Raw genomic sequence first — 26,315 nt, forward strand, 5'->3', positions numbered from 1 at the left:
AACCGAGATGGCCTGAATAACGAAACAATGTGGCTATGAGAAGGCCAGATAAAACCATCTTCTTCATAGGGCGTCCTTTCTTTTACAAACGAAGCCGTTGTGGCTCCATTGCTGGGCACAAAGGATCTAAAGCAACAGTGATGCCAGAAAAAAGTGCACCACCCCTGAAAGCTGAATTTTAGATGGCAAATTTCAATTGAGAGGAATCTTCATCTGTCGTGGATTTCTTTTGGGAACCTAATCGAACCCCCAGTCCGACCAAGCGAACTGGCACCGCTCTCCGGTTCCACGCCTTTTCCAAAAGCCGTTCAAAATCCTGCAAAGTCGGAAGATCGTGAATGACCTCCTCGTGTGTGGTTTGCTTGAAGTCGAAGAACTTCAGCTTTACCACCAAACCCTTGATGCGATCGTGATACTGCCCACGATCCATGCGCAAAACAAAGTCCTCGTACAGGGCAGGCAAAGCCTTCGCGCATTCCTCCAGCGTGGGAAGATCCTTATTAAAAGTCTCTTCCACCGTCAGAGATTTTCTTTCCCATTCCGTGATCACATCGCGATTATCAATGCCGCGGGCGAAATCATAAAGCTCCGTCGCGCGGGAACCGAACCACTGGGAAAGCTCGGAAACGGAATACTTCTGAATATCACCACAAGTGTAAAGTCCCAGATCATTCATTTTCTGCCCGGTCACCTTGCCCACACCAAATATTTTTCCAACCGGAAGGTCCTTCACGAAAACCTCCACATCCTGTGGACGAATCACGAACTGACCGTTGGGCTTTTTCCAGTCACTGGCAATCTTCGCCAGAAACTTGTTCGGCGCCACCCCGGCCGAAGCCGTCAGTTTTAATTCCGTGTAAATCAAGCGGCGGATTTCCTGGGCAATCAGAGTGGCACTGCCACCAAACAACGGACAATCCGTCACATCCAGATAAGCTTCATCCAAAGACAATGGTTCAATTTTGTTTGTGAATCTTTCAAGAATTTCGCGAACTTTGCGACTTTCAGCTTTATATAAGTCGAAATGCGGAGGAATCAAAATCAACTGCGGACATAAGCGTACTGCCTGAGATGACGGCATGGCAGAACGAACCCCGAACTTACGAGCCTCATAGCTGGCGGTACAAAGAACACTGCGGGAATTCGGTGGACCACCAATTCCCAACGGCTTGCCTTTAAGCTCGGGACGGTGCTTCACCTCTACCGCCGCATAAAAGCAGTCCATGTCGATGTGAATGATCTTCCTCATTTACACATTATTTACATATCAAAGAGACTAAATCAAGTGGGATCTGCTTCCATCTCGGCTGGAGGCTGGGTTTCCACCGGCAGCCCTTTGACTGGAACGAACTTCGACGAAATCATCGCATGTGCCTTGTCAGCAATCAAACCACGATCATCTTCCGGAGTTGTATAGATCGGCTCCAGAAACTCGATTTCACCTTTCACGGATTTTAGCACCGCAGACTTCCACATCGAGGTCGCAAAAGGAATATCGCCGTACCAGCACAGATGATCACGCCATTTCAATGAAAACTCTTCGCCATTCACTTCGCGGAAATTAATCACCACCGGCCGAATCGGAACTCCGGCCTGGGCCGCCGCCATCATCAGAGTTTTCTTAAATGGCAAAACACGCTCTCCATTCGTGGAGGTCGCTTCGGGATACAGCACCACCCGGAAGCCTGCACGCAGGGCATTTACGATGGACTTCATTTCCTCCAGAATTTTTGTGCGACTGCGACGTTCGACGTAAATGCATCCACCCATTTCTGTCAGTGTGCCCAGAAAAGGTGTTTCACGCATTTCATTGGAGGTCACAAACAACATCGGCTGACATGACGCCAGCATCAGAATATCCACAAAGCCCATGTGATTGCTGACGATCAGGCACTTCTGGTCTGCCGGTGGTTTGTTCACTACGGTCAGCTCCAGATTGAAAACTTTCAGAATCAAGCCTGCAAAGAATCTGGAATTGCTGGAAAAACGAATCAGTCGTTTATGCGGGTCCCGCACCACCAAATGGCAGATAAAGGACCACACCATAAAAGTCAGAATGATGATAATAAAAACAGTAAGTTTTATGACTCCGCGGAGTCCAGCTTGAATCTCTTCCACAAGGTCCTATTTAAATCTTCCCTGTGAAGAATGGTCAAGAAGTCAATGCACTGAAACTCACGGTCCCATGCTGGTTCGCCACCAATGAAGGCCCCCGCCTTCAGGTACGCACGACACAAAGGAGGAAGAAGTTCCTCGGCCTGGGCTCTCTGAGTCTCCGTGAGAGGGCCTCGGACTTCTTCTAAAAAGTGATTTAACATGGGCATGGTGTAAGCCAGTGTCGGACGCGTGCGCAAACCGGGAACCACACGGCCTTCTTCCTCGAAATAGCGGGTCAACAAAGCCGCATCACGCGGATCATCGGTTTTCACCGTGGCACAACCAAAAAGCATTTTTGAATCCGAGGCCGCCATGTATTCCGCAATGCCTCTCCATAAAAGTGAAATCAAAACCCCGCGACGGAAATCCTTATGAATGCAGGCCCGCCCCAGTTCCAGTTTTACTCCCGGCTGCGCCAAGATTCCGCTCATCATAAATTCTTTGGCAGAATAGAATTCGTCGGTGAAAAGAGAACAGTTTAAACGATAGGTTCCAATAATACGCTGACTGCGTTTCTCCTTGATGATCAAATGATCACAGTCAAAATCAAATTCATCGACATCCACTCCGGTCGGGGCTTTCTTTCCCTGCATCTCGCGATGGAAAACCTCGTAACGCAAGGTCAGTGCCTCTTTCAGTTCTTCGACGTCTGTCACCGTTTTGATTTCAAAAGGTCCAACATCAGACTGGATCTGAATTTTGGCTTTGAACTTGTGAATACGGTTCAAGCGCAACTGATAGAAGGATTGCAAATTCAAAGACACACGTTCAAGACTGGCGTACGCTAACGAGTTGATCATCAAGGCCCCTCCCCTTTAGGATCACGCTCAGTGTAGCGGGGATTTCCTTTCAAGATTGTCAGAACTCCATCAGGATATTGTTGGCGTCACCTTAAAGAATCATGTTATGACCTGCTTATGGGTGCAGAACATTTCAAAAAACCTCTCGATCATTTGCAACTAAACGATGAGGCTCTGTCTTATCTTCAGGAAATCATCCGGAATCTGCCACAGGACCTGGCTCCGGACCGCACGAGCTATGGCCTTATATTCTAATGATGACTTTGGGATTGCTGGTTTTAAAGACCACGTTCTTCTACTTTGGCATGCATTCAGCGGCCGCCCCCAGCACCACCAATACAGTCATGCTGGTGGTAACTCTTATTCTCTTCTTTGGAACCTTGATTTTCTTTATGTGGAAGAAACGCTCTAAATAATCAGCGACGCCGCTTTGTTCAAGCGGTCAAACAAAGACTCCCAGCGCTCACCCTGCTGATGAGCTTCACGATAAAACAGGATGCAGTCCTTGCCATGAGACGCGGATTCGCGCAGATGCCCGTAAAGCTCGCGTGTCGCCAGCAAGGGGTCTGCGGAAAGTTTCAGAACTTCATAGCTGTGGATGCCACCTTCAGGCTTGATGATCCTGATGCTTTCAATTTCATCGGGAAGATCTTTCATTTTGCCATTTACCTCCGCCAGCACACTTTCAGGACTGCGCTGGGGATCAAGACACATAATCAAAGGTACGGACGGCATGTAATGATGCTTCATATGGCCCGGGGATTCACGCCTATCAATTTGTTCAACAAATTCGTAGGTCAGCCCCTTGTTCTGAAGCACCTGTTCCAAGTCGGATTTTAAAATATGTCCGCGACGCAAGATCGACAGAACAACCTTATCCGCGAAATGGCGAACCAGCAAAACCGTGGATTCGATACCAATTTCACAGTCCCCGCCATCGACAACAAAAACATTTTCATTTCTGAATTCCACCCGCACATGACTGGCGGAAGTCGGCGAGGTTCGGCCAAATTTATTCGCGCTGGGTGCCGCCAGTGGAACGCCCACCTGCTGCAAAAGCTCCAAAGCCAGCGGATGATTCGGCATGCGAATCCCGACAGATTCCAAACCGGAAGTGATCATCGCGTTCACAGAAGGATCGCGTGGCAGCACCATTGTCAGCGGCCCCGGCCAGAAAGCGTCTGCCAGAGCCTGGGTTGCAGGCCCCCAGAATGCTGTCACCTTTTTGGCCTGTTCTATGGACGCCACATGCACAATCAACGGATCAAAAAAAGGACGTTCTTTGGTGGTAAAGATCTTTTCGATGGCTGAAGGAATATCAATACGGGCTGCCAGCCCATAGACCGTTTCGGTGGGGAAGCCAATAACTCCCCCTTCTTCCAGAATAATTTTTGCCTTAGCCAAGGCTTCGTTTGGCGTCATGGTCCTTTTGTACCACTACTTTTCCTCGCGGAGAATACTTAAAGCGCTTTCCCGGACAATATCCACGCTGGCCAGGAACGATATCAACAGGCTTAAGCCCGTGATTATCACCACCGACACCAATGGCTGAACAAAAGACAACCGGAACTCGCTTTCAAATATGAACGTATTCAAAGCAAAGCTAACCAGAACACTTAATGCCGCCCCAAAGAACGAGGCGATAAATGCCAGAAACGCAAACTCTGTCAGGATGAAGCTTGCCACCTCACCACCGGAAGCCCCCAGGATTTTTAGCATGTTCAACTCCCAACGACGCAACTTGATCTGACTGCGCACAATTGAGAACAGAACGATATATCCGGTGATCAGCGCCAGCCCGGCCATCAGCTCCAGGGACCAGCTCATTTTTTCGGCGGTCTTCAGAACATCATCCACCGTGCGAACCACATCGATGATCGACACGTTGGAAAACTTTTGTGCCAGTGTGTTTTGCAAATCCACCCGTTGTTGTTCCGGCAGGAAAGGAATGGCGGAAATCCATGACTTCGGAGCCTCATTCAAAACCCCATCCTGAACCAAAATAAAGAAATTCGGCTGGAAGCTGGTCCATTTCACTTTGCGCAGATTAATGATCTCCCCTTCGACTTCCACGCCCTGAACATCAAATACCAGCACATCACCAATCTTAAAGCCCATACGATCGGCAAAGCGGGTTTCCACTGAAAGCTCGGCTCTGGCTTGCTTGTCCGGATCAAACGGACCCGAGAACGGCCGTCCTTTAATCATGATTTCCGAATCCGACATGCTTTCCCGGTAGGACAGATTCATGCCGCGATTGCGGAAGCGGGCTTCGCGTTCTTCCTCGCGGGTTTTAAAACCTTCGCTTTCAATCTTGCGCTCATAGTCCTGTCCGTTGACCTTCAGAATACGCGCACGCACCAACGGAGACCGTGCCAACGGGGTGACCTGCTTTTCTTTTAGTACTTCGTCAATGCCCGGCCATTGTTCGTCCTGAATATCAAACATGAACAGGGACGGAATCTTGGATTTTCCTTCAAACTGGAATTCCGCCTGCAAAGAGTTTTTTAATTGCGGCAGGATATTGATCAGCAAGGCCCCCATACCCAACGCAACAAAAACCGCAAGACTTGCCCCGGCTCTGCGTGAAAGACTTAGGAAACTGAATTTAAAGAACCAGCGATTCAGTCCCTTAATCAAACCTGCCGCCTTCACGGTGCAATATCCAATCACCAGCAAGGCCAGAACCACCAGAATCATTGAACCAATAAACAGACTGCCAATTTTCCAGGAATGAGCCTGATACACCGACAGGAAATAAAACAGCACCAGACAAGGCAGGAACGTCCAATAACGTCTTTGCCCTTCGCCCGCAGAAAATTTTTCCTCACTAAACAGTTTGGCTGCGCGCAGATCAAAGATCTTCGTCAGGAATGGAATACTGACAACAAAGCTGCCAAAGACTGCCATTAAAAGACAGATTAAAAATGCTTCCAGCGTGATCGTGGGCTGCAAATCAAACGGGGTAAAACTGCCCAGCAGCTTACTTAACAGCGGCAGCACCAAAAGACTGAACAGCATGGTGGGAACCGTCGCAAGAAAGCCCAGCAAAGAGGCCTGCAAAATGTAAACACCTACGGCCTGCCCGCTTTGCAACCCCAGTGTCCTTAAAATTGCAATTTCCTTCATGCGGGTTGAAAGGAACAGACGATAAATATAAGCCGCCCCCAAAGCCGACATAAACAGGGCCACAATCGCCACTAATCCCAGATAGTCTGACAAATACCCCAACTGACGGCCCGAATCCTCACCCGCAGTCGCTGGCGTTTCCACATTGATCTGCGGATCAGTCAGTACATTGTACAGACTGTCGCGGGCCTGCGATTCCACAGCCCCTGCAGGCAACAGGAACAAGTGCGCTAAAGAAAAAGTGCTTCCGTACTGCAACAGTCCGGACTGCGACAACAGCTCACGGTTAATAAACACTCGCGGAGCCAGACTCGCTGCCCGGAAGGTCTGTGTCGCATCCTTCTTGACCAGATCCGAAATCTGCAACTTCAATTGTCCCAGCTGAATCTCATCCCCGGCATCCAATCCCAACTGGGATTTCAGTTCAGGATAAATCCAGGCCTTTTGTTCTTTTAAAATATCCTTATTGTCGCTGGTGGCCGTGATGTGCCGGCCGGACTCAAGCTCCAGTTCTCCGTAAAACGGATAGCTACCATCAACAGCCTTGACCAGAACCAAACGAGAACCTTTGGATGAACTGAGCATCGCAAAGAATTCATAGATTTTGCCTTCTTTGGTTCCTGCTGGCAGCGCCTGTCGCATTTTTGCTGTTTCATCTTCACTCAGCTCGCGACGTGCAGCCACCGCCAGATCCGCTGACAGGATGGCTTTTGAATTGGCTTGGATTTCGGTTTCCAGAGCCTCGTTAAAGGCCTGCAAAGAAACAAAGCCGGTCAGCCCCAGACTTAAATTGAAAATAAAAAACAAACCAAAGCGCCAGCTGCGCAGAAGCTCACGGCATGCAAGTCTTAACAACATTAGGCTTCCCTCAACTGACCTTCTTCAAGCCGCAAAGTGCGTTCGCATTTTTTAGCCAGCGCCTCGCTATGTGTGACCAACAACGTGGTGATCTTATGCTTGCGAACAATATCAAAGAATACATCCATGACCTTGTCGCCCGTGTGGGTGTCCAGATTTCCACTGGGCTCATCGGCCAAAAGAATTTTAGGTTTCACCACCAGAGCTCTGGCAATCGCCACGCGTTGACATTCACCGCCGCTTAACTGACTGGGGAAATGAGTCAAACGATGTCCTAATCCCAATTCTCGAAGGGCTTCTTCCGCACGTTCGCGCGGGTTTTCCATTTTTAGAATTTCCAACGCTAGCATCACATTTTCCAAAGCCGTCAAATGAGCAATCAGGTGATACTGCTGAAACACGACCGCAATATTCTGCGCGCGGAACAAAGTCATCTGCTGTTCACTCATCGGCGTCAGATTGATATTATCCACAAGGATTTCCCCACGGTCGGCGCGTTCCAGGCCCGCCAGAATCGACAGCAACGTAGATTTCCCGCTGCCTGATTGTCCGACGACGGAAACAACCTGACCGGGTTCAATGGTGACATTCAGACCTTTTAAAACTTGAATCTCGGCATCGCCCTGGTGAAAACCTTTACGGACATCTTTCAGGATCAAGCTCACAGGACCCCCTTCAAAGCTGTGAAAACATTGTCAGCTATAATTTTATGACCTTCTTCGTTTGGATGAATTCCATCGGCCAGATTGTATTTGGGATTTCCCGCCACCTTGTCCAAAATAAATGGAATAAAAGTGACTTTGTATTTCTTCGCCAGGGTTTCATACATTTTCTTGAATTGATCGGTGTAGGCCTTGCCGTAGTTTGGCGGCATATAAAGCCCACCCAGAATAACCTTCACCTTCTGCCCCTGTGCATATTCAATGGCCTGTGCCAGATGTTTTTCACTGTCTGCGATCTTCAGGCCACGCAAACCATCATTTGCTCCCAATGCCAGAATCACCGCCTCGGGCTTGGATTTAAAAACCCATTTCATCCGGCTGACTCCGGACGCTGTCGTTGACCCACTGACCCCCGCATTGATCACAGTCCATTCTTTCTTGCCGGATTCATGCAGCTTCTTTTCCAGCACCGCAGGAAAAGCCGCATCCTTGGCAACGCCATAGCCTTCGGTCAGCGAATCACCCAGCACGACTAATTTTTTTTGAGCAAATGAAAGAGAACTAAAGGCAAGAATAAGGAGAAATAAAAAAGGTCTCATAGGGTTCCTATGAGACCTTAGTTTTTAAGACAATGACAAGTCCAGCTTCGTCAAAGTATGGGCTACTTAGCGAGGACCACGGTTGCTAAAGCCGCCACCACGAGGGCCGCCAGCGCCACGACCGCCACCGAAACCACCACGACGAGGACCACCCTCGCGAGGAGCTTGTGGACGAGCCTCAGACACATTGATAGCACGGCCATTCAATTCAATGCCGTTGCCTTTTTCAATCGCCTGATCAGCAGCAGAGTCTTCGGCCATCTCTACAAAGCCAAAGCCTTTAGAGCGACCTGTTTCTCTGTCCATGATAACCTTTGCTGAATCCACCGCACCGAACTGTGCGAAGTGCTGATGAAGTGCCTCATCGTCGATGGAATAAGGCAAATTGCCTACATAAAGTTTCTTAGCCACAAAGACCTCCTATAATGGTTGGGCTGTTATACCCGAGGAAGCCTTCGAACAGCATAAAATCGAGTACACTCACACGGGGACCTTAACTATCAATAACGCTAGCATAGCCCAAAAAACGTGCAAGACCAATTTTATGCGCGCATATTATTAAATTGTAAGGGAACTGGGAAGTTTCCACCCCGCACCAGGCTGATGCACTCTTGAAGCTCATCAATACTTTTTGACGACACCTTCAGCTTGTCATCCGCGACCTGAGGTTGAACTTTAAGCTTGGAATCTTTAATCAATTTAATGATATCTTTCGCAACCTCGCGGTCAATTCCCTGTACCAAAGTGACCTTTTGACGAAGCATTCTTCCGCCGGCTTCTTCAATTTTTTCAAACTTGATCGCCTTAATATCAATTCCGCGACGATGCAGTTTTGTTTGAAGAATGCTGGCCATGGCACCGACCTTGTAGTCGTCTTCTGCCGTCAGTGTGACTTCTTTTTTATCCCACAGAACTTCAGCTTTACTGCCTTTAAAATCATAGCGCGCTTCGATTTCCTTGCGCGCCTGATTGATGGCGTTGTCCACTTCCTGAATGTCGATTTCAGATACGATATCAAAAGATGGCATAACGTTTTCCTCTATCCAAAAACAAATTAGTGGTGATGACCAGCGTCCCCGTGCAAACCGTGCGGGTGACCATGTTGAATTTCTTCTGCTGTGGCCTCACGAACCAAAACCATTTCGATAGCAAATTCAAGATCCTGACCAGCCAATGGGTGGTTGCCATCCAGAGTCACTGTTTCATCAGTGATTTTAGTCACGCGAACGATGTGAGCACCCTGACCCAGTTCCAAACGAAGATGAGCGCCAACTTCCAACTGAGGCAAATGAGCAAGCTCCTGCTTGGGAACATCCATGAACATGTTGTCTTTCACTTCACCGTAAGCATCTTTTGCGGCAAGCTTAACAGTTTTTTTATCGCCTTCTTTCAGGTCTTTGATTTCTTCTTCCAGTTTAGGAATGATCTGGCCCGCACCTTCAAGGAATGGAAGTGGCTGATTCTGTTCAGAAGCGTCCAATACATTGCCGTCAGGCCCTTTTAGAACGTAATTAAATGCCAAGACTCTTTTCATTTTAGGCCTCCTATAGCGCTAATGCCCGAGGGTATCCCATTTTGATCCCCCTCAGGCAACCGAAAAGACCCAGTTCTTTTGAATATTTAACGAGGAACTTGAAATTGAGACGCAGAGCTAGATATAATTATATTTAGGACCGATCTCTGAATGGGATCTGTCCTGCACCTGAGGGGGGAAGCATGATGCACGTGTCCTCGCTGAGGTCCTTGTTGCTCAACTCCAGTTACGAGCCCATGAAGGTCGTAAGTTGGCAAAAGGCCTTGGTATTGTGGTTTCAGGGTAAAGTAGAAATACTTGAATATCACTCAGCGTTTGCCCGATCGGTCCATCGGAGGTTTCAGCTTCCCAGTGTCTTACGACTGAAAACCTATGTAAGACCACGGAGCGCCGGAGCCGTCCGATTCTGCCGGGAAAACGTTTATATCCGCGACAATTACACCTGCCAGTACTGCGGCACCAAACTCGCCGCCAAACAGCTCACCCTTGATCACGTCGTCCCAGCTTCTCATAACGGCCCCAAAAACTGGACCAATGTTGTTTCCGCCTGCCGGGACTGCAATCAAAGAAAAGCCAATCGCACCCCGCGCACCGCCAATATGCCTTTACTGAACGAGCCTCGTGCCCCATCATGGCTCCCGACACTGCAACTTGAAATCGGCGAAGATCACATACCACCGGATTGGACGCCCTATTTACGACTGAGCACAGGATGACATTCGAACACGAAATCAAATTTATAAAAACCACCGACACCCTTCCGATTCGCAAACGAGTTTTAAAACCTTTTCTTTCTGAAGAAGAGTGCCTCAATCCCGGTGATGATCTGATCACCACCTATCACTATGGTCTTTTTCACGCCGACAAACTGATCTCTGTCGCGACTTTCATCCAGGAGTCACACCCGGCACTCGCCGCGGGCTTTCCTTACCGCCTGCGCGGCATGGCCACGGATGACAATTATCGGGGGCATGGTATCGGACAAAGACTGGTGCGCTTTGCCGTCGAGGACCTTAAAAAACGCCGCTGTGATCTGGTGTGGTTCAACGCGCGTATCAAGGCCTTTCCATTTTATGAAAGACTCGGATTTTCATTCTACGGAGACCTGTTCGACATCAAGGACATCGGCCCCCATAAAGTCATGTACAAGCATCTGATTCCCCGTTAATCTTCCTGTAGGACTTAAACGATCTTAAGTCCGCGTTTTGTCAGGAGGATTCCCGTGAATAAGGATGTTCACAACAAGCTGACTTCAGCTCTTACCACTATCATCAGCGAAACCAACGGAATCTCTCTTTCCGACACCATTGACCTGCTGATTTCATCGAAACTAAAAAATGAAAACGTCGAAGCCTATCAACTGGTTGTTGAGTTTCGTGAGTTGTTAAACAGCTTCCAGATCAATCAGGTCACAATCTCCTCTTTACTGAAACATCCGCTGTCTGCGGCCCTGTTTGAGTTTTTCAAAAATTTCCCGCTGAAATATCACGAGGAACATATTCACCTGACGGGCGCGATCACTGCGGAATTTATTTATCCCCGCCTGAAAAAACTTTTGGAAGGCCCCGACAAAGCCATCTATGAACAAAAAATCGCTGAAGTTTATGGCGACAAGGCCCTGCCGATTCGCTCGGTGGAGGATGTGGACCGCCTGATCCGCCTGCAGGAAAACGAAGGCTTTTCCCGCTATCTGAAAATCCTGTATCTTCCGAAATTGATTTTTATCAATCGCGAGGTTCACAAAGAAGCCGCCTATTCCATGGCCGAAGAGCTTTATTATAAATTCAATGTCGGTCGTGTGCGTTTGAAGTTTTCCCTGTCGCGTTCCACAGCAAGTTCCTCTGAACAAATTCCCGGTATCGACAATGTGACTTCAGAAGACGTGGTACTGGGCCTGTATGACGGCTTTAGAGCTTTCCAGGAAAAGCATCCGAATTTTGACTTCATCCTGTCACCGTCCTTCAGAAAAGAAGCCAATCACTTTGATTCTGAAAAATTTGAAACCCGTCAGGAACATTTCATGGCCCAGATCAATGAGATCGTGGACATGATAGACAAATATCCATTCCTGGAACGCCACTTGCGCGATGCCGATACCGTCGGTGACGAGCGTGAACTTTACCGCAAGGAGCATTTCAACGAAATGCAATCCGGATTCCGCAAGCTGCAGTATCGCGGATTCAAAATCCGCTCGCATCACGGTGAAACCTGGCACACTCTGAAAAAAGGTATTCAGGCCGTCGATAATGCCATGAACATCTGGCATATCGATACACTGGAACACGGAATCAGTTTGGGAATTAACCCCAACAAATACTTCCACCGCATCTATCAGGACATTCTGGCCAAGAACCAGCAGGGACAGGCCATTACGGAAAAAGATCCTTTGTTCCGCGAACTGAATGAACTGGACTGGGGCTTTAACCGTCATGTTCTGGAAAAGCTTCTAAAGGGAACCAAGCTGACAACAGAAGAGGACATTCTGTTTGTGAAAGCGAAATTCCACACAGCACGTGAGGTGGAACACTACCAGCACGATGTTCTAAATCGTATGATCCAAAAAGGTGTCACCCTGGTGTCTCTGCCATCTTCAAACAACAAGCTGACCGGGAAATTTGAAGATTACAAAGACCACCCGTTTTCCTGGTGGGAAAAAAAAGGTGTTCAGCTGGGCGTCGGCACCGACAATCACGTGACACTGAACACGAACTTCATCTATGAAATGTTAATTCTTCTGTACACGGATGCCGTGAACTTGAAGATCACGAAACTTTTGATGGTGACGACGGGTGAAACCCGCCGCCCTTATATCAGCCACCTTCTTTGGAAGATGAGAAAGCAACTTGGAAAGACAGCGCAGAAATGACAACTGTTAAAAAATCACGACGTCTGAGCTGGATGGATACCATCCGCTCTTTGGCCCGCCCTAAAGTTTCCATCATGCTGGCTCTGGGCTTTTCTTCAGGACTTCCTTTCATGTTGGTCGGAAACACCTTGGGATACTGGCTGCGCGAAAGTGGTATTGCCTTAGCCACTATTGGTTTTCTTTCCTGGGTGGGCCTGGCCTACTCCTTAAAGTTCCTGTGGGCTCCGCTGATTGATAAAATGGATGCTCCGCTGGTCGGTGCCTGGCTGGGGCGACGTCGTGGCTGGATGATCATTTCACAAGTTCTTGTGGGACTGTGCTTACTGGGTATGTCTTATGTGAAACCTGAAGGCGGGCTGATGCTCTTTACTTTGCTGGCGGCTGTGGCTGCTTTTGCCTCTGCCACTCAGGACATCGTCGTGGATGCGTGGAGGATCGAGGTTTCTGATGCCAGCGAAGACATGGCGCTTTTGTCGTCGTCCTATCAGTTAGGGTATCGCGCTTCCCTGCTGGTCACCGACGCTTTGATTCTGATCTTAGCAGGATCTATCGGCTGGGCGATTTCTTATTCTGCAATGGGTGCTCTGATGGCAGTCGGTATTGTGGCAACACTGTTCGCTACAGAACCCAAACGCGGTCCTGCTGTTGCTGATGTGGCACCGCTATGGACTGGCCGGGGTTTATTTGATGCCGTGGCTGGCCCTTTTATTTCCTTCTTCAAACAGCACGGTCGCCGGGCCTTGCTTATTTTGGCAGCGGTCTGCCTGTATCGTCTTTCTGATTTCGTCATGGGACCGATGGCAAATCCATTCTATGCAGATCTGGGACTGACCAAAGAAACCGTGGGTGCGGTTCGCGGCTCCATCGGTTTGATTGCCTCAGTGGTGGGTGTGGCTGCGGCGGGCCTGACGGCCGTCCGCTTTGGATTTATCTCGACACTTTTAATTGGTGCAGTGATTGGTCCGGCATCCAATATAGGTTTCTCTGTTCTTGCAATGGTAGGTCCCAGCACGGAAGTATTCACAGGCGCCATGATCGTGGATAACTTTGCCACAGGCTTTGCCGGAACGGCCTTGGTTGGCTACATGTCCAGCCTGACTACTCTGGGATATACAGCCACCCAGTATGCTCTGCTAAGTTCTTTCTATGCTCTGTTAGGAAAAGTCCTTAAGGGATTCTCTGGGCTCGTCGTGCAAAAACTTTCCGAAACACATGCCTTGATGGAATCTTATGCGATCTTCTTCCTGGGAACGGCGCTGATCGGAGTTCCGGCTCTGCTGCTTTGTATTCTGCTGGTCCGAAGTAACACCAAGCTGCCCAAGACTTCAAAGTCCCAATAAGCAAGTCAAACGACAAAGACATAGATTCCAAATCACCACAGTGTTGTTTTTCCGACAACACTATGGGACGGCAATACTTCAAAGCCCAGTTTATTTCGCAGATAGATAAAGGTCTTTCTATTTCTCTCTGTGAAGGAAGGTGCTAAGGTGGGCTCAGAGGTATATATGCCAACTAAAAAAGTCGTCATCGTCGGTGGTGGTTTTGCAGGTCTTAAGGCAGCGCGTGCGCTCGGCAACAACAAAGATGTCTCTGTGACATTGATTGACCGACGCAACTATCATCTGTTTCAGCCTTTACTCTATCAAGTGGCAACCGCCGGACTTTCACCTGCGGAAATCTCCGGCCCTATTCGCGGCATTCTTTCCAAATATCAGAACATCTCGGTGTTTTTAGATAATCTTGAATCGGTGGATTTGCAGAATAAAAAAATCCATGTTCCCGGTCGCGATATCAACTACGACTATCTGATTCTGGCTTGCGGAGCCAAACACAGCTATTTTGCTCACCCTGAGTGGGAAGAAAATGCACCGGGTTTAAAAACACTGGAACAAGCCACAGAAATTCGTCGTCGTGTTTTAATGGCCTTTGAACTTGCCGAAAAAGAAACTGATCCTGAACGACAAAAGCAGCAACTCAGCTTCGTGATCGTCGGCGCTGGCCCCACAGGAGTTGAACTGGCCGGGACCATTGCTGAAATCAGTCGTCATACGTTGACCCAGGATTTCCGTCATATTGACCCCTCTCGTACGCGTGTCATTCTGATTGAAGCAGGTCCGCGCATTCTGGCCGCTTTCCATTCCGATCTGTCCCGCAAAGCGGCTCGTGATCTGGAAGACTTGGGCGTGCAAATTTGGACAAACACCCGTGTCACTGATGTGCGTGCGGATTCCGTCGTTCTGGGCGATGAGGTGATCAAGGCCTCCACTATTTTGTGGGCCGCCGGAGTTCAACCTTCAAGCATCAACAAAACTTTAAACGTGCCACTGGATCGTGCCGGTCGCGTGATCATCGAAAAAGATTTAAGCCTGAAAGATCACCCGGAAGTTTTTGTTCTGGGCGATCAGGCGTGTTTCCTCACAGAGGACGGCAAATCCTTGCCTGGCCTTGCGTCCGTAGCCATGCAACAAGGCGTGCATGCAGCGAATGTCATTCTGAATGAAATTGCCGGAAAGTCGCGGACCGAGTTCAAGTATCTCGACAAGGGACAGATGGCAACGATCGGCCGCCGAAAAGCCATCGCGCAAATTCATAACCTGAAATTCAGTGGTTTTTTTGCGTGGTTATTATGGCTCTTTATCCACGTTTACTATCTTATTGGCTTTAAGAATAAAATCTTCGTAATCTGGCAGTGGGCTTATGCTTATTTCACCTTCAAACGTGGCGCGCGTTTGATCGTCGATAAAGAATGGAGATCAAAACCCAAGCCGCCTGTTTCGTAACACTGGATCTGTTCAAGCCTTGGGGCGATCTCTAGCCTCAAGGCATGTACTTAGAAAACTTTCACTCCATACAGCCGCCTTATCAAAAAAATCAACACGAATGCCTTGAATGGCTTTCCGAAGCACACAAGCTGGCGCAGAAGAAACAGGGGTTTTCTCAGGAAGAATACCTGAAGATGCTTCAGCGCGTGGGCTGCCCGGAAACGCAGATCGAAAAAAGGTACTTTTTCATACCGGATGTCGAAAAATCCCGATGGGAGGACAAGCCCATCTATCCGGTGAAAGAAAGTTCTCACGGCGTAAGCATGCATCGGCGGCATGAGTACTATCACAAAATCGTCACAGAACTTTTTGATCGCATTTATTCAGAGCGCGCCTTTCCGGATGATCTGATTCACGTCAGTTGCACAGGCTATATCTCCCCCAGCGCTGCGCAGATGACAGCGGTAAAGTCTGCAACACCCGTAACAGTGACACATTCTTATCACATGGGTTGTTACGGCGCTTTCCCGGCCTTGCGAATGGCCTCAGGTTTTCTGGCGAATGAAAGTATTCTGGGTAAAAAGAAGACGGTCGATCTGGTGCACACCGAACTGTGCAGCCTGCACTTAAATCCCGAAGATCCCACGCTGGAACAAATGGTGATTCAAAGTCTTTTCGCTGATGGCTGCATTGCCTATTCCATGTCACACGATCAACCGAAGTCTGGATTTAAGGTTTTATCTTTGTACGAAGAGCTTCTGCCCAATACCACCGGCGCGATGGAATGGATGGTTTCTGACTGGGGTATGAAGATGACCCTGTCCAAGGATGTCCCCATGATGGTGGGCGATAAGATCCGTGATTTCACTTATCGCTGGTTAAGCGAGCGCGGTTATGATGTTGCCTCCATTATGAAAAACGGCTTGTTCGCCGTGCACCCCGGGGGACCGAAAATCATCGACCAGACTTTGAAACATCTGGAACTCACCGAACCCCAGGTCAGCCACAGTCGTCAGTTACTGCGCCAGCGCGGGAACATGTCGTCTGCGACACTGCCTCACCTGTGGGAACAGATTCTGCGTGATGATTCCGTACCATCGGGAACTCCGATTATAAGCTATGCATTCGGTCCGGGCCTCACTGTGTGCGGAAGTTTGATGGAGAAACTATGAGTGCGTTTTTGATTGCCTCTGTCGTTCAAGGTGCTGCCATATTATTTGACGAGTTTGTTTTCCACCGCCGCCGAGGACTGCCGCGCTGGGAACGTATTGGGCACCCCATCGACACACTGTCGGTGATTGCCTGTTTGCTGTTTTTGACATTTGTGGACCGCACCCCCACCACTGAAGTGGTTTATTATGTGATGGCCATAGGGTCCTGCATTCTAGTCACCAAAGACGAATGGATTCACCGCAAGTACTGTTCAGCCGAAGAAATGTGGTTGCATGCAGTTTTGTTCATCATGCATCCGTTGGTTCTTTTCACCGGCATGGCCGAATGGGAAGACAACCGCCCCCTTTTCCTAGCCGTGGCCGGAGGAGTTTTCGTATTTTTCGTCTATCAGATCGTTTATTGGAATTTTGTGGAGGCCCAAGCCCGCAAAGCCAAACAGAAAGCCCACTATGCCCGGGTTCGACAGGAAGAATTGTACGAATACTTCAGTGAGTGAGGTCTTTTTTCATCAGAAGCCCTTGCCTTGATGCAATGCGCTATGCTATCTTGGCTTCTCTTTACGTTCCTGTTTGCGGAGAGGTGGCCGAGTGGTTGAAGGCGCACGCCTGGAACGCGTGTGTAGGTCACAAGCCTACCGAGAGTTCGAATCTCTCTCTCTCCGCCATTTTCAATTTTCCTATCCATTCTCGCCGCACCCACTCAGAATCTAATTTGCAAGATCCAAGATCAGGCTTTCAAGAGTATAATTGGAAACACATTCCGTCTGCCCGCCTTTATCGATACGGCCACGCTCTTGGGATGTCCACTCCACGCTATTTGTATCTCTCCCGTAAACCATCCCTTGCGGAGTGCAACCTTAGCTCTGGCATAGGCATGTCTTTCACATTTTGAAATAAACCACCTTGATGGTCCTTTGATTTTTGAAACAGTTCGCGCTCACCGCTCTTTGGTCAGACAGAAGCGGCAGATGGAACCCCCACGTGCGATGCAGCTTTCAAGCTTCACCGACATGCCAGAGGCCTTTCTTAAAAAATGGATGTCAAAACCACAAAGTTCGGGATGCTTCTGGGCGATCGCATGGTACACACAGTTGGTGGCTTCCAATACCACGCCTTTTCTGATATCGCTTTGCTTGATGGCAGTTTGATAGCCAAGATCGTTCATCACCTCATTGATTTTAACGACCAACTCTTTGGGGGTAAGGTCTTTGAATTTTCCTTCCATGGACAAAGCCACTTTCTCACCAAGACTCTTCATCAGCCTGGCAATACCGTCACGCTCCAGATCCTCGGCCAGAAGTTCCAGCAGTACATTGGAAAGCCATGAGTACTGCTTCGGAAAGACATCGTGCCCATCATTGGTTAATTGGTACCGTCGGCGTGGGCGCCCCACCGCTCCCCGCGTATCAGTGAACGTCAGATAACCGTAGCTTTCCAGTTTCAAGATATGCTCTTTCACCGCCGTTTTAGTAATCCCGACATGGTCAGCGATTTCATCCAGCGTGGCTCCGTCTTTATAGCCCAACAGATACTTCAGAATAAGCTGCTGATTTGAATGCAAAGTTCTCATATCCAGCCTTTGTCTATTTAAACAATTTAAACAGTATTTACCATTTATATTATGCCAGCGAAAATAAGAAAAAGAAAGCCCACCCCTATCAAGGAGATCAATCATGCAATCATCAACCGCAGGTTCGGTTCATAAAATTCAAAATGAAACAGTCGTATCCAGGAAAACTCTTATTTCAGCCATTATAACAGGACAAATCGCGGGACTTATCATGGCTGTCGTCGTCATGCTGGTCTTCGCTATTTTTCTGGGAAAAAGTCCTCTATACCCGGTGCAAGTGATTGGTTCAATGGTCTTTGGCCAAGCCGCCCTTGAAGGACTGCACATCGGTGCTATTCTTGCTGGTCTTATCCTGCATCAACTGGGACCTTCACTGCTGTGGGGTGTTCTTTTTGGGATTGCCGCAACGAAGTTTTCCATCGAAACCACCAAAAAATCCCTTATCGCCGGACTGATACTTGGTGTAATTGCCATGTCAGGACCTTATGTATTGATTCCATTCCTGATGACGACACTTCATGGCGTCGATTTCTGGAATCAGCAAGTTCCGATGTTCTGGGACTGGGCTGCTCATATCGTGTTTGGTTTATCGTTTGTCCTGTTCCCAAAGATCAAAGAAAAGATCTAAAAAAAAATTTGATGTCTCTACTACGAAAAAGTCCCTGCCTTGCACGGGGACTTTCATCTTTTAAATCTTAAAGATGCTCCAGAATATTCACCAGCCTCCCCAGCGGATCGCGCACAAAGAATCTGCGCACTCCCCAGGGTTCTTCCGTCAGGGGATACTCGATCTTAAAACGCCCCTTTTTCATACGGCGCAAAGCCTCGTCCACATCATCCACCTCAATGGACAGATCCGGCACCGGTGTTTTCGAGCCGCCTTGCGAGGCAAAACTGACCTGCACTGTCATCCTGGATGAATTTCCATAGGTCGCAATCCAACCATGGTCCATCAGGATCTCCAGCCCCAGAGCTTTTTCATAAAAGCGCTTGGCTGCGGAAATCTTTTTGGTTTCAATATTGGCGACTATTCTTTTAACTTTCATGCTGTGCACCACCTGAAGTTTCCTTCAGTATAGCGGCAGTCTTTCACGACAGGTCAAATAAAAGACGAATGCAGAACCGTCCACCGCCCAAGTGCCCTTCTCACCAAGACCTTGGTTAGCGCGCGTGGTAAATATTTAGAAATAGCTCCGTTGTTTAAAGTATTCTACGATGGTTTCTTTCAAGGAGATCTTCATGCAAAAACACCAAGGAAGCTGTCATTGCGGTAAAGTTAAATTTGAAGCCACAGGGGCTTTTAACGAAGTTATCAGCTGCAACTGTTCCATGTGCCAAAGAAAAGGCACTCTTCTGGCATTTGTTCCTGAAACTCAGTTCACATTGCTATCCGGCGCTGACTCTTTGACAGACTATCAGTTCGGCAAGAAAAAGATCCACCACACCTTCTGTTCCACCTGTGGCGTCACCTCTTTTGCCACCGGAGAAACACCAGATGGTACAAAAATGAAGGCCATCAATGTTCGCTGTCTGGAAGGCATTGACCTTAAAGCCCTGACAGTGCAGGAATGCGACGGAAGATCTTTCTAAAAAAGCAAAAGGGCCGGTTAGGAAACGATGGATTCAACAACCATCTCTGAAAAATCTGATATTTATTCTGCGATGACAATTGGCGAGGATTCCCCATGGAAACTTCGCTATTGGTCTATCTTTACCGGGCAGGCGCTTTCTCTGATTGGTTCTGCATTAACTCAGTTCGTTTTACTGTGGTGGATCACTGACACGACTAATAGTGTTTCAGCCCTGGCTCTGGCAGGACTGTTTGCCCTGCTACCACAGGCTTTGCTGGGCCCTGTCGGAGGCACCTTTGCGGATCGCTACAGTCGTCGTTTGCTGATGATTGCTGCCGATGTCATCAGTGCTCTTTGTATGCTGGTGCTTATTACTCTGTTTGCGACACATCAGATTGAACTTTGGCACGTCTATACAATGATGTTCATCCGCAGCGCGATGCAGGCCTTTCAACAACCTGCCGCAAACGCCAGTACGGCGATGCTGGTCCCTGCAAGCTTTATCTCCCGCGCAGCCGGACTGAATCAAACCCTGAACGGTATTATGCTGATCGCCGCCGCACCACTGGGGGCCTTGGCCATGAGCTTTATGCCCATCGGCTATGCGCTTTCCATTGATGTCACCACCGCCCTGCTGGGAATTCTGCCGCTGTTTTTGTATCATATTCCCCAACCTTCCGTAAAAGTGGAGGAACGCAGCAGTGTCTGGAATGAGTTCCGCGCAGGCTGCCTGGTCGTATGGAAGAATCCAGGCCTGCGAATCCTTTATGCCCTGTTAGCGGCTGTCACTTTGGTGATTATGCCCTCTATGACACTGGTTCCGCTGCTGGTAAAAGAACATTTTGGCGGAGGCGCCCCGGAGGTGGCTTTCATTGAAGGTCTTGGCGGTGCCGGAATGATCATCGGTGGAGCCCTGATCACCATTTTCAATCCCAAACGAAAAGTCCTGTGGATTCTTTGGGGCTTTGCCCTTTCATGTTTTACGCTTTCACTGACAGCACTGGCCGCCAGCAACATGTTCCTGCTTGCTGCGTTCTGGTGGTCCTTCAGCAGTTTGCTGTATATTTTAGGCAATGGCCCTCTGACTGCTTTAATCCAAACAACAATTCCCAATCAGCTTCAGGGCCGCGCCTTAGCCTTACTGGGAACCTTTGCGGGATTTGCCGCTCCTGTGGGCTTAGCCATCACCTCCCCACTCGGGGAACTTATCGGCGTTCGCTGGCTCTTTATCGTTCTTGGAGGCCTGGCCGGATTCATCACTCTACTGGGCTTCCTGTCCCCCAGCCTGCGCAGACTAAGTCAGGAAAGTCCCACGACTGCGGAACAACAGGGTCTCAGCACGAATTGATGATTTTATTAGTTCTACTTTAAGCACTGCTCCTCTATGCTGTGACAATGAAATTTCGGGCCTTCATTTTATTACTGCTTCTCCAGTTCAACTCCCTGCACGCCCATTCCGAAAGGTCTAACACTGAAGTTTATGGCGTGAATTCCGACTACGCCATGCCCTTGGTGGATATTCAAAGAAGCGAAACTTCGGCTTCTTTGAAAGATGGCATTTTAAAAGACCTCGGCGAAGCCCTTTCCAAAGAACTGGGAATTCCCTTAAACACTCTCTTACTGCCCAAGCAGCGTATTGCCCCGGCTTTGCTTTCCGGACGAATCAGCTTGATTTGTCACTCCAGTGAAATCTGGCAGTCTAAAATTAAAGCTCAGGTTTTTTGGAGCCACGATCTTTATACCAGCACAAATTTCGTGACCTATCTAAAAAGCAGGTCTCCGCGAAATAAGAAAGAGCTCCACGGTGAACGCATCGGCACAGTTCTGAACTTTATCTATGGCGGACTGGAAGAGGAATTTCAAAAAAACCTGATCCAGCGTGAAGACGGCCCCAATATTGGCAGCAATGTTCAAAAATTACTGAAAGGACGTGTGAACTACGTCCTGATGTCAAATTTGGAATACAATTATTTTAAGAAATCTTTCCCGGCCTTGCAGTTCTCGGATTTTGGCCAGGATTCTGTGATCACGAAGTGTGCCCTTTCCAAAAAATCTGGAATTTCTTTATCCCAGCTGAACAGGGCTATCGACACGATTAAAAAGAACGGCACACTGGAAAAAATCTTAAAGTCTTATTAAAAAACGCCTGTTTTTTGCAACATCACAATCGCAATAAAGTGAAGGGCCGCGGCTACAATTGTCAGAATATGAAAGATCTCATGATAGCCAAAAATCTTTGGCCATGGATTTGGTTTTTTAACAGCATAAATAACCGCACCCAAAGTATAAACAAGTCCACCGGTCAGGATCAGAAGCAGAACCGGGAAGCCCACAGCCGCCTTGATTTCAGAAATATATGGAGAAGCCAGCCAGCCCATTGCCACATACAGAACCGCTGACAGCCATTTCGGGGCTTTCACCCAAAACAGGGACTGAATTACTCCCAGAAAAGCGGCCACCCAGATCACAATCAGAAAATTTTGACCGTTGTCTTTAAGCGCCAGCAGTCCCACCGGAGTTCCCGTCGCCGCAATCATAATAAAGATCGCGGCATGGTCCATTCTCTTCATCCACAAACGGGAATTCTCTTTCCAGTTAATACGATGATAAAGGGAGCTGACTCCGAACAAGGTCACAAGGCCGATGGAATAGATAATCATGGCAACAAATTCCAAAGACGTCTTGCAGCCAGCAATCAGCATCGTGCAGGCACCCAAGGCAAAATAAAAAGCCCCTTGATGGAAGTGACCTCGCAAAAATGGTTTCACTAGTGCTGGACTGGTGTTCAAAGGGTCCCCCTTTTACTTCTTGCGCTTCTTGGATTTCTTATATTCGTCTTCGCTGGCTAACATGGCTGCCAGACTGCGATCAATGTCATCTTCCAACGGTGCGGAAATCACAGCCTTGTAGTCATTCTTGCTGACATTGATCACTTCGACTTTCTTGGTCAGAAGTCCTTCAATTTCCGCCAACAGCTCTTTTTCATCCTGACTACAGAAAGAAACCGCAATCCCTTTGTTGAAGCCACGACCTGTACGACCGATGCGGTGAACATAGTTTTCTGGTTTTTCCGGAAGGTCATAATTAATGACATGAGTCACATCCGGAATATCAATTCCGCGGGCACTGAGATCCGTCGCGATCATAATTTTACAATCTCCGCTACGGAAGGCTTTCATCACCTCTGCACGATCAGTCTGATCTTTTTCCCCGTGTAACGTCAAAGACTTGATGTCCGCACGTTCCAAAGCCTTAGCCACGCGCTCTGCACGCACACGAGTGCGCACGAAAATAATAAACTTCCCGTCCGGATTCTGGTGAACGTACTCTGCCAGGAAGAAGCGCTTATCGTCCATTTCCACAAACATTACATAGTGGGACACGTTTTTGGAAACAGGATCTTCCGGGGAAATCTGGATACGAATTGCACTGCTGCGCACCTGTGAAAACGCCAGCTTTTTGATTTCAGGGTTGATCGTCGCAGAAAAGAATAATGTCTGATGACGGCGGGTTAATTTACGTTTGATGGATTCAATGTCCTCAATGAATCCCAGGTCCAGCATGTGGTCAGCCTCGTCCAAAACCAGAGTTTCAATATGGCTGATATCCACAAAGCCCTGACTGATTAAATCAAACATGCGACCCGGCGTTGTGATCAGAATATCAATGCCATCCTGAAGCTTCTTGATCTGAGCATCCTGCTCCACTCCGCCGAACAGGGCAAAAGGTTTTGCTTTGGTGTGTTTGGACAGACGATTGAAGACCTCACCAATCTGCTGCGCCAGTTCCCGCGTTGGGACCATCACCAGACAACGGATACCCAATGAACGCTTGCTGCTTTTGCTGGCGTGAATACTGTCGATAATAGGAATGGCGAAAGCGGCCGTTTTACCTGTTCCTGTTTGTGCGATGGCCAAAACATCCTCGCCCTTTAAGATGGACGGAATAGCCTTGAACTGAATGTCGGTGGTACGGAAGAATCCGTTGTCATGCAGATTGCGCAAAAGATCTTCGGACAGGTGGAATTTTTCAAACTTCAACGCAAACCTCGCTGTGGATACAGGTCAAATGGATGAATGCATTTACCACAGAAGGCGACAGGGGTGAAACCCTAAAGAAAAAAAGGCAGAAAGCCTGTGATTACTACACGTTATCATCACTTCCTGCCTGCTAAAAACCATTAAAATCGAACCCGCAGCTTACTTACGACGGAACAGGCCTTTTACGACATGAGAATAAGGATCAGCAAAGAACGCCAAATACACCGTCAGTAAACCGATAACGATAGCCAACGGCAGACCACTTGGAGCCAGGAATCCATGAACCAGCACAATATTCAAAACAATCGGAGCCAAAACCACCAAAGCCAGCGGAACAAAGAAACCACTTAGCAAAAGCAGACCACAAACTGTTTCAGTCCCTTTCAAAAGCGGGAAGAAGTAACCAGATGCCGCAAGCCCTGTATTAAATGTCATCAGACGTTCAGGTAAATCCGTTGGAGGTGGGACCAAATTCAAAAGTCCCGTCAGTCCTGCCGCAAAGAACACCAGACCCAACAAAATACGTGCTGCCAAAGTCAGTTTGGATTTCATTCAATTCTCCTTTTCTGTTCCCATGCTACATCTTCAGGCCTTGTCTGACAATTGCGGGCTGTGGGAATATAGATCCCAGGTGAAACTTCATGACTGACACCCATCTTATTCTGACTTTTGGCTTTAAGGCTGTTCAAAAACTTTTGTTATTTTCCTTTGCAGCCTTTGTTGTCGGCTTCCTCCTGCATTGGGTGTCCTACGCACTTCGCAACTGGATTGCCAACAAACTGGGTGAACGAACCTTTCTGTGGCTGTTTGCCCCGGGAATCATGATTCATGAAATCAGTCATATGCTGGCGGCGTTGGCGTTTTTGCATGAAATTGTGGGTTTTAATCTTTTTGACCCCAACGCCCGTAATGGCAGTCACGGCCATGTGGTCAGCCGCCCTCGTCAGGTTCCCAATCTTCTTTTTATTCCGCAGATCTGGATTCTGATAGGCGATCTTTTTATCGGAATCGCCCCCCTAATTGTCGGGCCGCTCTTGCTGGCCGGGGCCCTTTATCTGGTTCCCGGTGGTCAGGTGTTTTTAAAAAACCCAAGCTGGTCCCTGCTTCCGGGAATGAGCTGGCAATTAGGTCTTTGGATCTATCTTTTTACCGCTACTGTTTTCCACATGGAGCTAAGTCCGGCCGACTTAAACGGGACCTGGAAAGGATTTCTGTGGCTGGTGTTAGCCACTTTCCTTGTTGCCATCACTTATAAAAAGTTTGCACCTTACTTCCACTAAACCTCAGGCCTGAGGCACCGTAAAGACAAACCGGGTATTTTCAGACCGGGTATCCAAATAGATTTCTCCACCGTGGGCCAGCACAATTCCTTGACTGATGCTTAACCCCAGCCCTGTGCCTTTACCAACTTCCTTGGTGGTATAGAAAGGCTCAAAGATCTTCGCAATACTTGGAATATCTTTAAGGCGGCCGCTGTCGGAAACACTGAATTCGACCATATCTTCAACAGACTGCACTTTTAAACGAATCCACGGGGATTTGTCGTCCTCAACCGCGTCTTTGGCATTTTGCAGCAGATTTACCAGCACTTGCAGGATTTGCACCTCCCGGCAAAGAATCTCTAACTTCTTACGGGGCATTTCCAAAAAGAACTGGATGTTTTTGGAGGAATACTGATCTTCAAACAACACGCACGCATCACTGACAATCTTTTCAACCGGCACCGGCACAAAAGGATCAACTTCGTTTTTTCGTGAATAAACACTTAAGGCCCGCACGATCTTATTGATTCTTTCCGACATGGAAACAACACGAGTCAGATAATCCGTCATGGTTGACCGATCCAAAGCATCGTCACCCAACCCTTCCAACGTGACTTCGCTTAAGCCCTTGATGACGGAAAGAGGGTTGTTTATTTCATGGGCCACACTGCTGGCCATCTGCCCCAAGGCCACCATCCGTTCATTGTGAATAATTTGTCCTGCCTCTTTTTCCAAATCTGCCTGCGCCAAAGTATAAATTGTGCGCAAATAGCGGATGATGAAAAAAATCATAATGGCCGAAATTAAAAAAGACAGCTTGCGATAGTTGGCCGTACCGACCGCCTCGATGGAAGGCAAACTTAAACGGGCTTCAGGTAGAAGATACTGCCCGATCAGGAACAAAGTGATCGTATAGACCACAAAGGGTGTGGCATACCGATCCTCTTCCTCTTTATCGAACATAATGAAAGTCACACAGATCAGCATGAAATAAAAGAACTCCGCCCCGGAGCTTCTGCCCGTCACATAAGAAATCGCAAAGATCGCCAGATTTCCCTGGATTAAAAAAACCACGCGGGTCAAGGCATTCCATTTCGGATTTCCAACAACCAACAAAAGTAGGATGCAGCAAAGCAGGAAGAAGACATTCACTGACATCATGACGTAGTCGCCTGTCAGCAGATAAATAATGTCATAGGAAAGATATGCGGGGACAGCAGTCAGAAAGACCACATTAGAGGCGCGAATCGCTGTTTTGCGACTGGGTGTATCTTTTGCAGATATGCCCCTATTAACCAGGAATCTCCAATACGCACCAAACTTACTGCCCATT

The 26,315-nt window shown here is 48.3% G+C and carries 29 protein-coding genes and 1 tRNA gene; 14 read left to right on the top strand and 16 right to left on the bottom strand.

Annotated elements, in window-relative coordinates:
- Nucleotides 1-178 precede the first annotated feature (178 nt).
- The 3 genes from dinB to EZJ49_RS04050 are packed head-to-tail and all read right to left on the bottom strand — an operon-like array spanning nucleotide 179 to nucleotide 2,957.
- Entirely contained in the window at nucleotides 179-1,249 is a 1,071-nt protein-coding gene (gene dinB / locus EZJ49_RS04040) for a DNA polymerase IV (RefSeq protein WP_262554570.1), read from the bottom strand.
- 32 nt (nucleotides 1,250-1,281) lie between these two features.
- On the bottom strand, nucleotides 1,282-2,118 hold the full coding sequence (locus EZJ49_RS04045; RefSeq protein ID WP_262554572.1) for a lysophospholipid acyltransferase family protein: 837 nt from the start codon (nucleotides 2,116-2,118) through the stop codon (nucleotides 1,282-1,284).
- Nucleotides 2,082-2,957, bottom strand: coding sequence for a GNAT family N-acetyltransferase (locus tag EZJ49_RS04050; protein ID WP_262554574.1), 876 nt, complete (start codon nucleotides 2,955-2,957; stop codon nucleotides 2,082-2,084). The genes EZJ49_RS04045 and EZJ49_RS04050 overlap by 37 nt, the downstream gene beginning before the upstream one ends.
- Nucleotides 2,958-3,211: 254 nt before the next feature.
- On the opposite strand from EZJ49_RS04050, the gene EZJ49_RS04055 reads away from it, so the two are divergent.
- Nucleotides 3,212-3,373, top strand: a complete 162-nt coding sequence (locus tag EZJ49_RS04055) for a hypothetical protein (RefSeq protein WP_262554575.1) — start codon at nucleotides 3,212-3,214, stop codon at nucleotides 3,371-3,373.
- On the opposite strand, the gene EZJ49_RS04060 is transcribed toward EZJ49_RS04055, so the two are convergent.
- The 7 genes from EZJ49_RS04060 to EZJ49_RS04090 all read right to left on the bottom strand — a co-directional run bounded on the left by EZJ49_RS04060 (nucleotide 3,366) and on the right by EZJ49_RS04090 (nucleotide 9,739).
- Nucleotides 3,366-4,361, bottom strand: coding sequence for an L-threonylcarbamoyladenylate synthase (locus tag EZJ49_RS04060; RefSeq protein WP_262554577.1), 996 nt, complete (start codon nucleotides 4,359-4,361; stop codon nucleotides 3,366-3,368). The genes EZJ49_RS04055 and EZJ49_RS04060 overlap by 8 nt on opposite strands.
- Nucleotides 4,362-4,394: 33 nt before the next feature.
- Nucleotides 4,395-6,944 carry an ABC transporter permease gene (locus EZJ49_RS04065; protein ID WP_262554579.1) on the bottom strand — a complete coding sequence of 850 codons (2,550 nt, stop codon included), beginning with the start codon at nucleotides 6,942-6,944 and terminating at the stop codon, nucleotides 4,395-4,397.
- Nucleotides 6,944-7,609, bottom strand: coding sequence for an ABC transporter ATP-binding protein (locus EZJ49_RS04070; protein ID WP_262554581.1), 666 nt, complete (start codon nucleotides 7,607-7,609; stop codon nucleotides 6,944-6,946). Before EZJ49_RS04070 ends, EZJ49_RS04065 begins: the two co-directional genes overlap by 1 nt.
- Nucleotides 7,606-8,136: an arylesterase gene (locus tag EZJ49_RS04075; protein WP_262554584.1), complete on the bottom strand. Its 531-nt coding sequence runs from the start codon at nucleotides 8,134-8,136 to the stop codon at nucleotides 7,606-7,608. Before EZJ49_RS04075 ends, EZJ49_RS04070 begins: the two co-directional genes overlap by 4 nt.
- 135 nt (nucleotides 8,137-8,271) lie before the next feature.
- Nucleotides 8,272-8,616 carry an RNA recognition motif domain-containing protein gene (locus EZJ49_RS04080; RefSeq protein WP_262554586.1) on the bottom strand — a complete coding sequence of 115 codons (345 nt, stop codon included), beginning with the start codon at nucleotides 8,614-8,616 and terminating at the stop codon, nucleotides 8,272-8,274.
- 131 nt (nucleotides 8,617-8,747) lie between these two features.
- Nucleotides 8,748-9,233 carry a YajQ family cyclic di-GMP-binding protein gene (locus EZJ49_RS04085; RefSeq protein ID WP_262554589.1) on the bottom strand — a complete coding sequence of 162 codons (486 nt, stop codon included), beginning with the start codon at nucleotides 9,231-9,233 and terminating at the stop codon, nucleotides 8,748-8,750.
- A 26-nt stretch (nucleotides 9,234-9,259) separates the two neighbouring features.
- Nucleotides 9,260-9,739, bottom strand: coding sequence for a peptidylprolyl isomerase (locus tag EZJ49_RS04090; protein WP_262554591.1), 480 nt, complete (start codon nucleotides 9,737-9,739; stop codon nucleotides 9,260-9,262).
- Between the two features lie 236 nt (nucleotides 9,740-9,975).
- On the opposite strand from EZJ49_RS04090, the gene EZJ49_RS16410 reads away from it, so the two are divergent.
- From EZJ49_RS16410 to EZJ49_RS04130, 8 genes are all read left to right on the top strand, one after another.
- A complete protein-coding gene (locus EZJ49_RS16410; protein WP_410468755.1) occupies nucleotides 9,976-10,455 on the top strand; it encodes an HNH endonuclease in 480 nt (159 codons plus the stop codon).
- Entirely contained in the window at nucleotides 10,452-10,907 is a 456-nt protein-coding gene (locus EZJ49_RS04100; RefSeq protein ID WP_262554595.1) for a GNAT family N-acetyltransferase, read from the top strand. The genes EZJ49_RS16410 and EZJ49_RS04100 overlap by 4 nt, the downstream gene beginning before the upstream one ends.
- 54 nt (nucleotides 10,908-10,961) lie before the next feature.
- Complete coding sequence (locus EZJ49_RS04105) at nucleotides 10,962-12,605, top strand: hypothetical protein (protein WP_262554596.1); 1,644 nt, start codon at nucleotides 10,962-10,964, stop codon at nucleotides 12,603-12,605.
- On the top strand, nucleotides 12,602-13,945 hold the full coding sequence (locus EZJ49_RS04110; protein ID WP_262554598.1) for an AmpG family muropeptide MFS transporter: 1,344 nt from the start codon (nucleotides 12,602-12,604) through the stop codon (nucleotides 13,943-13,945). Before EZJ49_RS04105 ends, EZJ49_RS04110 begins: the two co-directional genes overlap by 4 nt.
- 165 nt (nucleotides 13,946-14,110) lie before the next feature.
- A complete protein-coding gene (locus EZJ49_RS04115) occupies nucleotides 14,111-15,385 on the top strand; it encodes an NAD(P)/FAD-dependent oxidoreductase (protein ID WP_262554599.1) in 1,275 nt (424 codons plus the stop codon).
- Nucleotides 15,386-15,429: 44 nt separating this feature from the next.
- A complete protein-coding gene (locus EZJ49_RS04120; RefSeq protein ID WP_262554601.1) occupies nucleotides 15,430-16,539 on the top strand; it encodes a 3-oxoacyl-[acyl-carrier-protein] synthase III C-terminal domain-containing protein in 1,110 nt (369 codons plus the stop codon).
- Nucleotides 16,536-17,036, top strand: a complete 501-nt coding sequence (locus tag EZJ49_RS04125; RefSeq protein ID WP_262554602.1) for a hypothetical protein — start codon at nucleotides 16,536-16,538, stop codon at nucleotides 17,034-17,036. The genes EZJ49_RS04120 and EZJ49_RS04125 overlap by 4 nt, the downstream gene beginning before the upstream one ends.
- A 77-nt stretch (nucleotides 17,037-17,113) precedes the next feature.
- Nucleotides 17,114-17,204: transfer RNA gene (locus tag EZJ49_RS04130), tRNA-Ser, on the top strand.
- Between the two features lie 272 nt (nucleotides 17,205-17,476).
- Here EZJ49_RS04130 and EZJ49_RS04135 read toward each other — a convergent pair.
- The gene (locus EZJ49_RS04135; RefSeq protein ID WP_262554604.1) at nucleotides 17,477-18,109 is read right to left on the bottom strand and encodes a helix-turn-helix transcriptional regulator; all 633 of its coding nucleotides are present in this window, start codon (nucleotides 18,107-18,109) and stop codon (nucleotides 17,477-17,479) included.
- Between the two features lie 103 nt (nucleotides 18,110-18,212).
- Between EZJ49_RS04135 and EZJ49_RS04140 the strand changes: the two genes are divergently transcribed.
- Nucleotides 18,213-18,737, top strand: a complete 525-nt coding sequence (locus tag EZJ49_RS04140) for a hypothetical protein (RefSeq protein WP_262554605.1) — start codon at nucleotides 18,213-18,215, stop codon at nucleotides 18,735-18,737.
- Nucleotides 18,738-18,804: 67 nt separating this feature from the next.
- On the opposite strand, the gene EZJ49_RS04145 is transcribed toward EZJ49_RS04140, so the two are convergent.
- Nucleotides 18,805-19,155, bottom strand: a complete 351-nt coding sequence (locus EZJ49_RS04145) for a VOC family protein (RefSeq protein WP_262554606.1) — start codon at nucleotides 19,153-19,155, stop codon at nucleotides 18,805-18,807.
- 193 nt (nucleotides 19,156-19,348) lie between these two features.
- Between EZJ49_RS04145 and EZJ49_RS04150 the strand changes: the two genes are divergently transcribed.
- The 3 genes from EZJ49_RS04150 (at nucleotide 19,349) to EZJ49_RS04160 (ending at nucleotide 21,819) form a co-directional block, all read left to right on the top strand.
- Nucleotides 19,349-19,699, top strand: coding sequence for a GFA family protein (locus EZJ49_RS04150; RefSeq protein WP_262554608.1), 351 nt, complete (start codon nucleotides 19,349-19,351; stop codon nucleotides 19,697-19,699).
- Nucleotides 19,700-19,771: 72 nt separating this feature from the next.
- Nucleotides 19,772-21,028 carry an MFS transporter gene (locus EZJ49_RS04155; RefSeq protein ID WP_410468756.1) on the top strand — a complete coding sequence of 419 codons (1,257 nt, stop codon included), beginning with the start codon at nucleotides 19,772-19,774 and terminating at the stop codon, nucleotides 21,026-21,028.
- Nucleotides 21,029-21,165: 137 nt separating this feature from the next.
- On the top strand, nucleotides 21,166-21,819 hold the full coding sequence (locus EZJ49_RS04160; RefSeq protein ID WP_262554611.1) for a substrate-binding periplasmic protein: 654 nt from the start codon (nucleotides 21,166-21,168) through the stop codon (nucleotides 21,817-21,819).
- Here EZJ49_RS04160 and trhA read toward each other — a convergent pair.
- The 3 genes from trhA to EZJ49_RS04175 all read right to left on the bottom strand — a co-directional run bounded on the left by trhA (nucleotide 21,816) and on the right by EZJ49_RS04175 (nucleotide 24,272).
- Nucleotides 21,816-22,469, bottom strand: coding sequence for a PAQR family membrane homeostasis protein TrhA (gene trhA / locus EZJ49_RS04165; protein WP_262554612.1), 654 nt, complete (start codon nucleotides 22,467-22,469; stop codon nucleotides 21,816-21,818). The two genes, EZJ49_RS04160 and trhA, sit on opposite strands and share 4 nt — an antisense overlap.
- 12 nt (nucleotides 22,470-22,481) lie before the next feature.
- Nucleotides 22,482-23,720 carry a DEAD/DEAH box helicase gene (locus EZJ49_RS04170; protein ID WP_262554614.1) on the bottom strand — a complete coding sequence of 413 codons (1,239 nt, stop codon included), beginning with the start codon at nucleotides 23,718-23,720 and terminating at the stop codon, nucleotides 22,482-22,484.
- A 159-nt stretch (nucleotides 23,721-23,879) separates the two neighbouring features.
- A complete protein-coding gene (locus EZJ49_RS04175) occupies nucleotides 23,880-24,272 on the bottom strand; it encodes a DoxX family protein (protein ID WP_262554615.1) in 393 nt (130 codons plus the stop codon).
- An 89-nt stretch (nucleotides 24,273-24,361) separates the two neighbouring features.
- On the opposite strand from EZJ49_RS04175, the gene EZJ49_RS04180 reads away from it, so the two are divergent.
- Nucleotides 24,362-25,000 (top strand): hypothetical protein, encoded by a 639-nt coding sequence (locus EZJ49_RS04180; RefSeq protein ID WP_262554617.1) that lies wholly within the window; start codon nucleotides 24,362-24,364, stop codon nucleotides 24,998-25,000.
- 3 nt (nucleotides 25,001-25,003) lie between these two features.
- On the opposite strand, the gene EZJ49_RS04185 is transcribed toward EZJ49_RS04180, so the two are convergent.
- A complete protein-coding gene (locus EZJ49_RS04185; protein WP_262554619.1) occupies nucleotides 25,004-26,314 on the bottom strand; it encodes a sensor histidine kinase in 1,311 nt (436 codons plus the stop codon).
- Nucleotide 26,315: the final 1 nt, after the last annotated feature.

The organism is Bdellovibrio bacteriovorus (assembly GCF_025558485.1).
Lineage (GTDB): Bacteria > Bdellovibrionota > Bdellovibrionia > Bdellovibrionales > Bdellovibrionaceae > Bdellovibrio > Bdellovibrio bacteriovorus_G.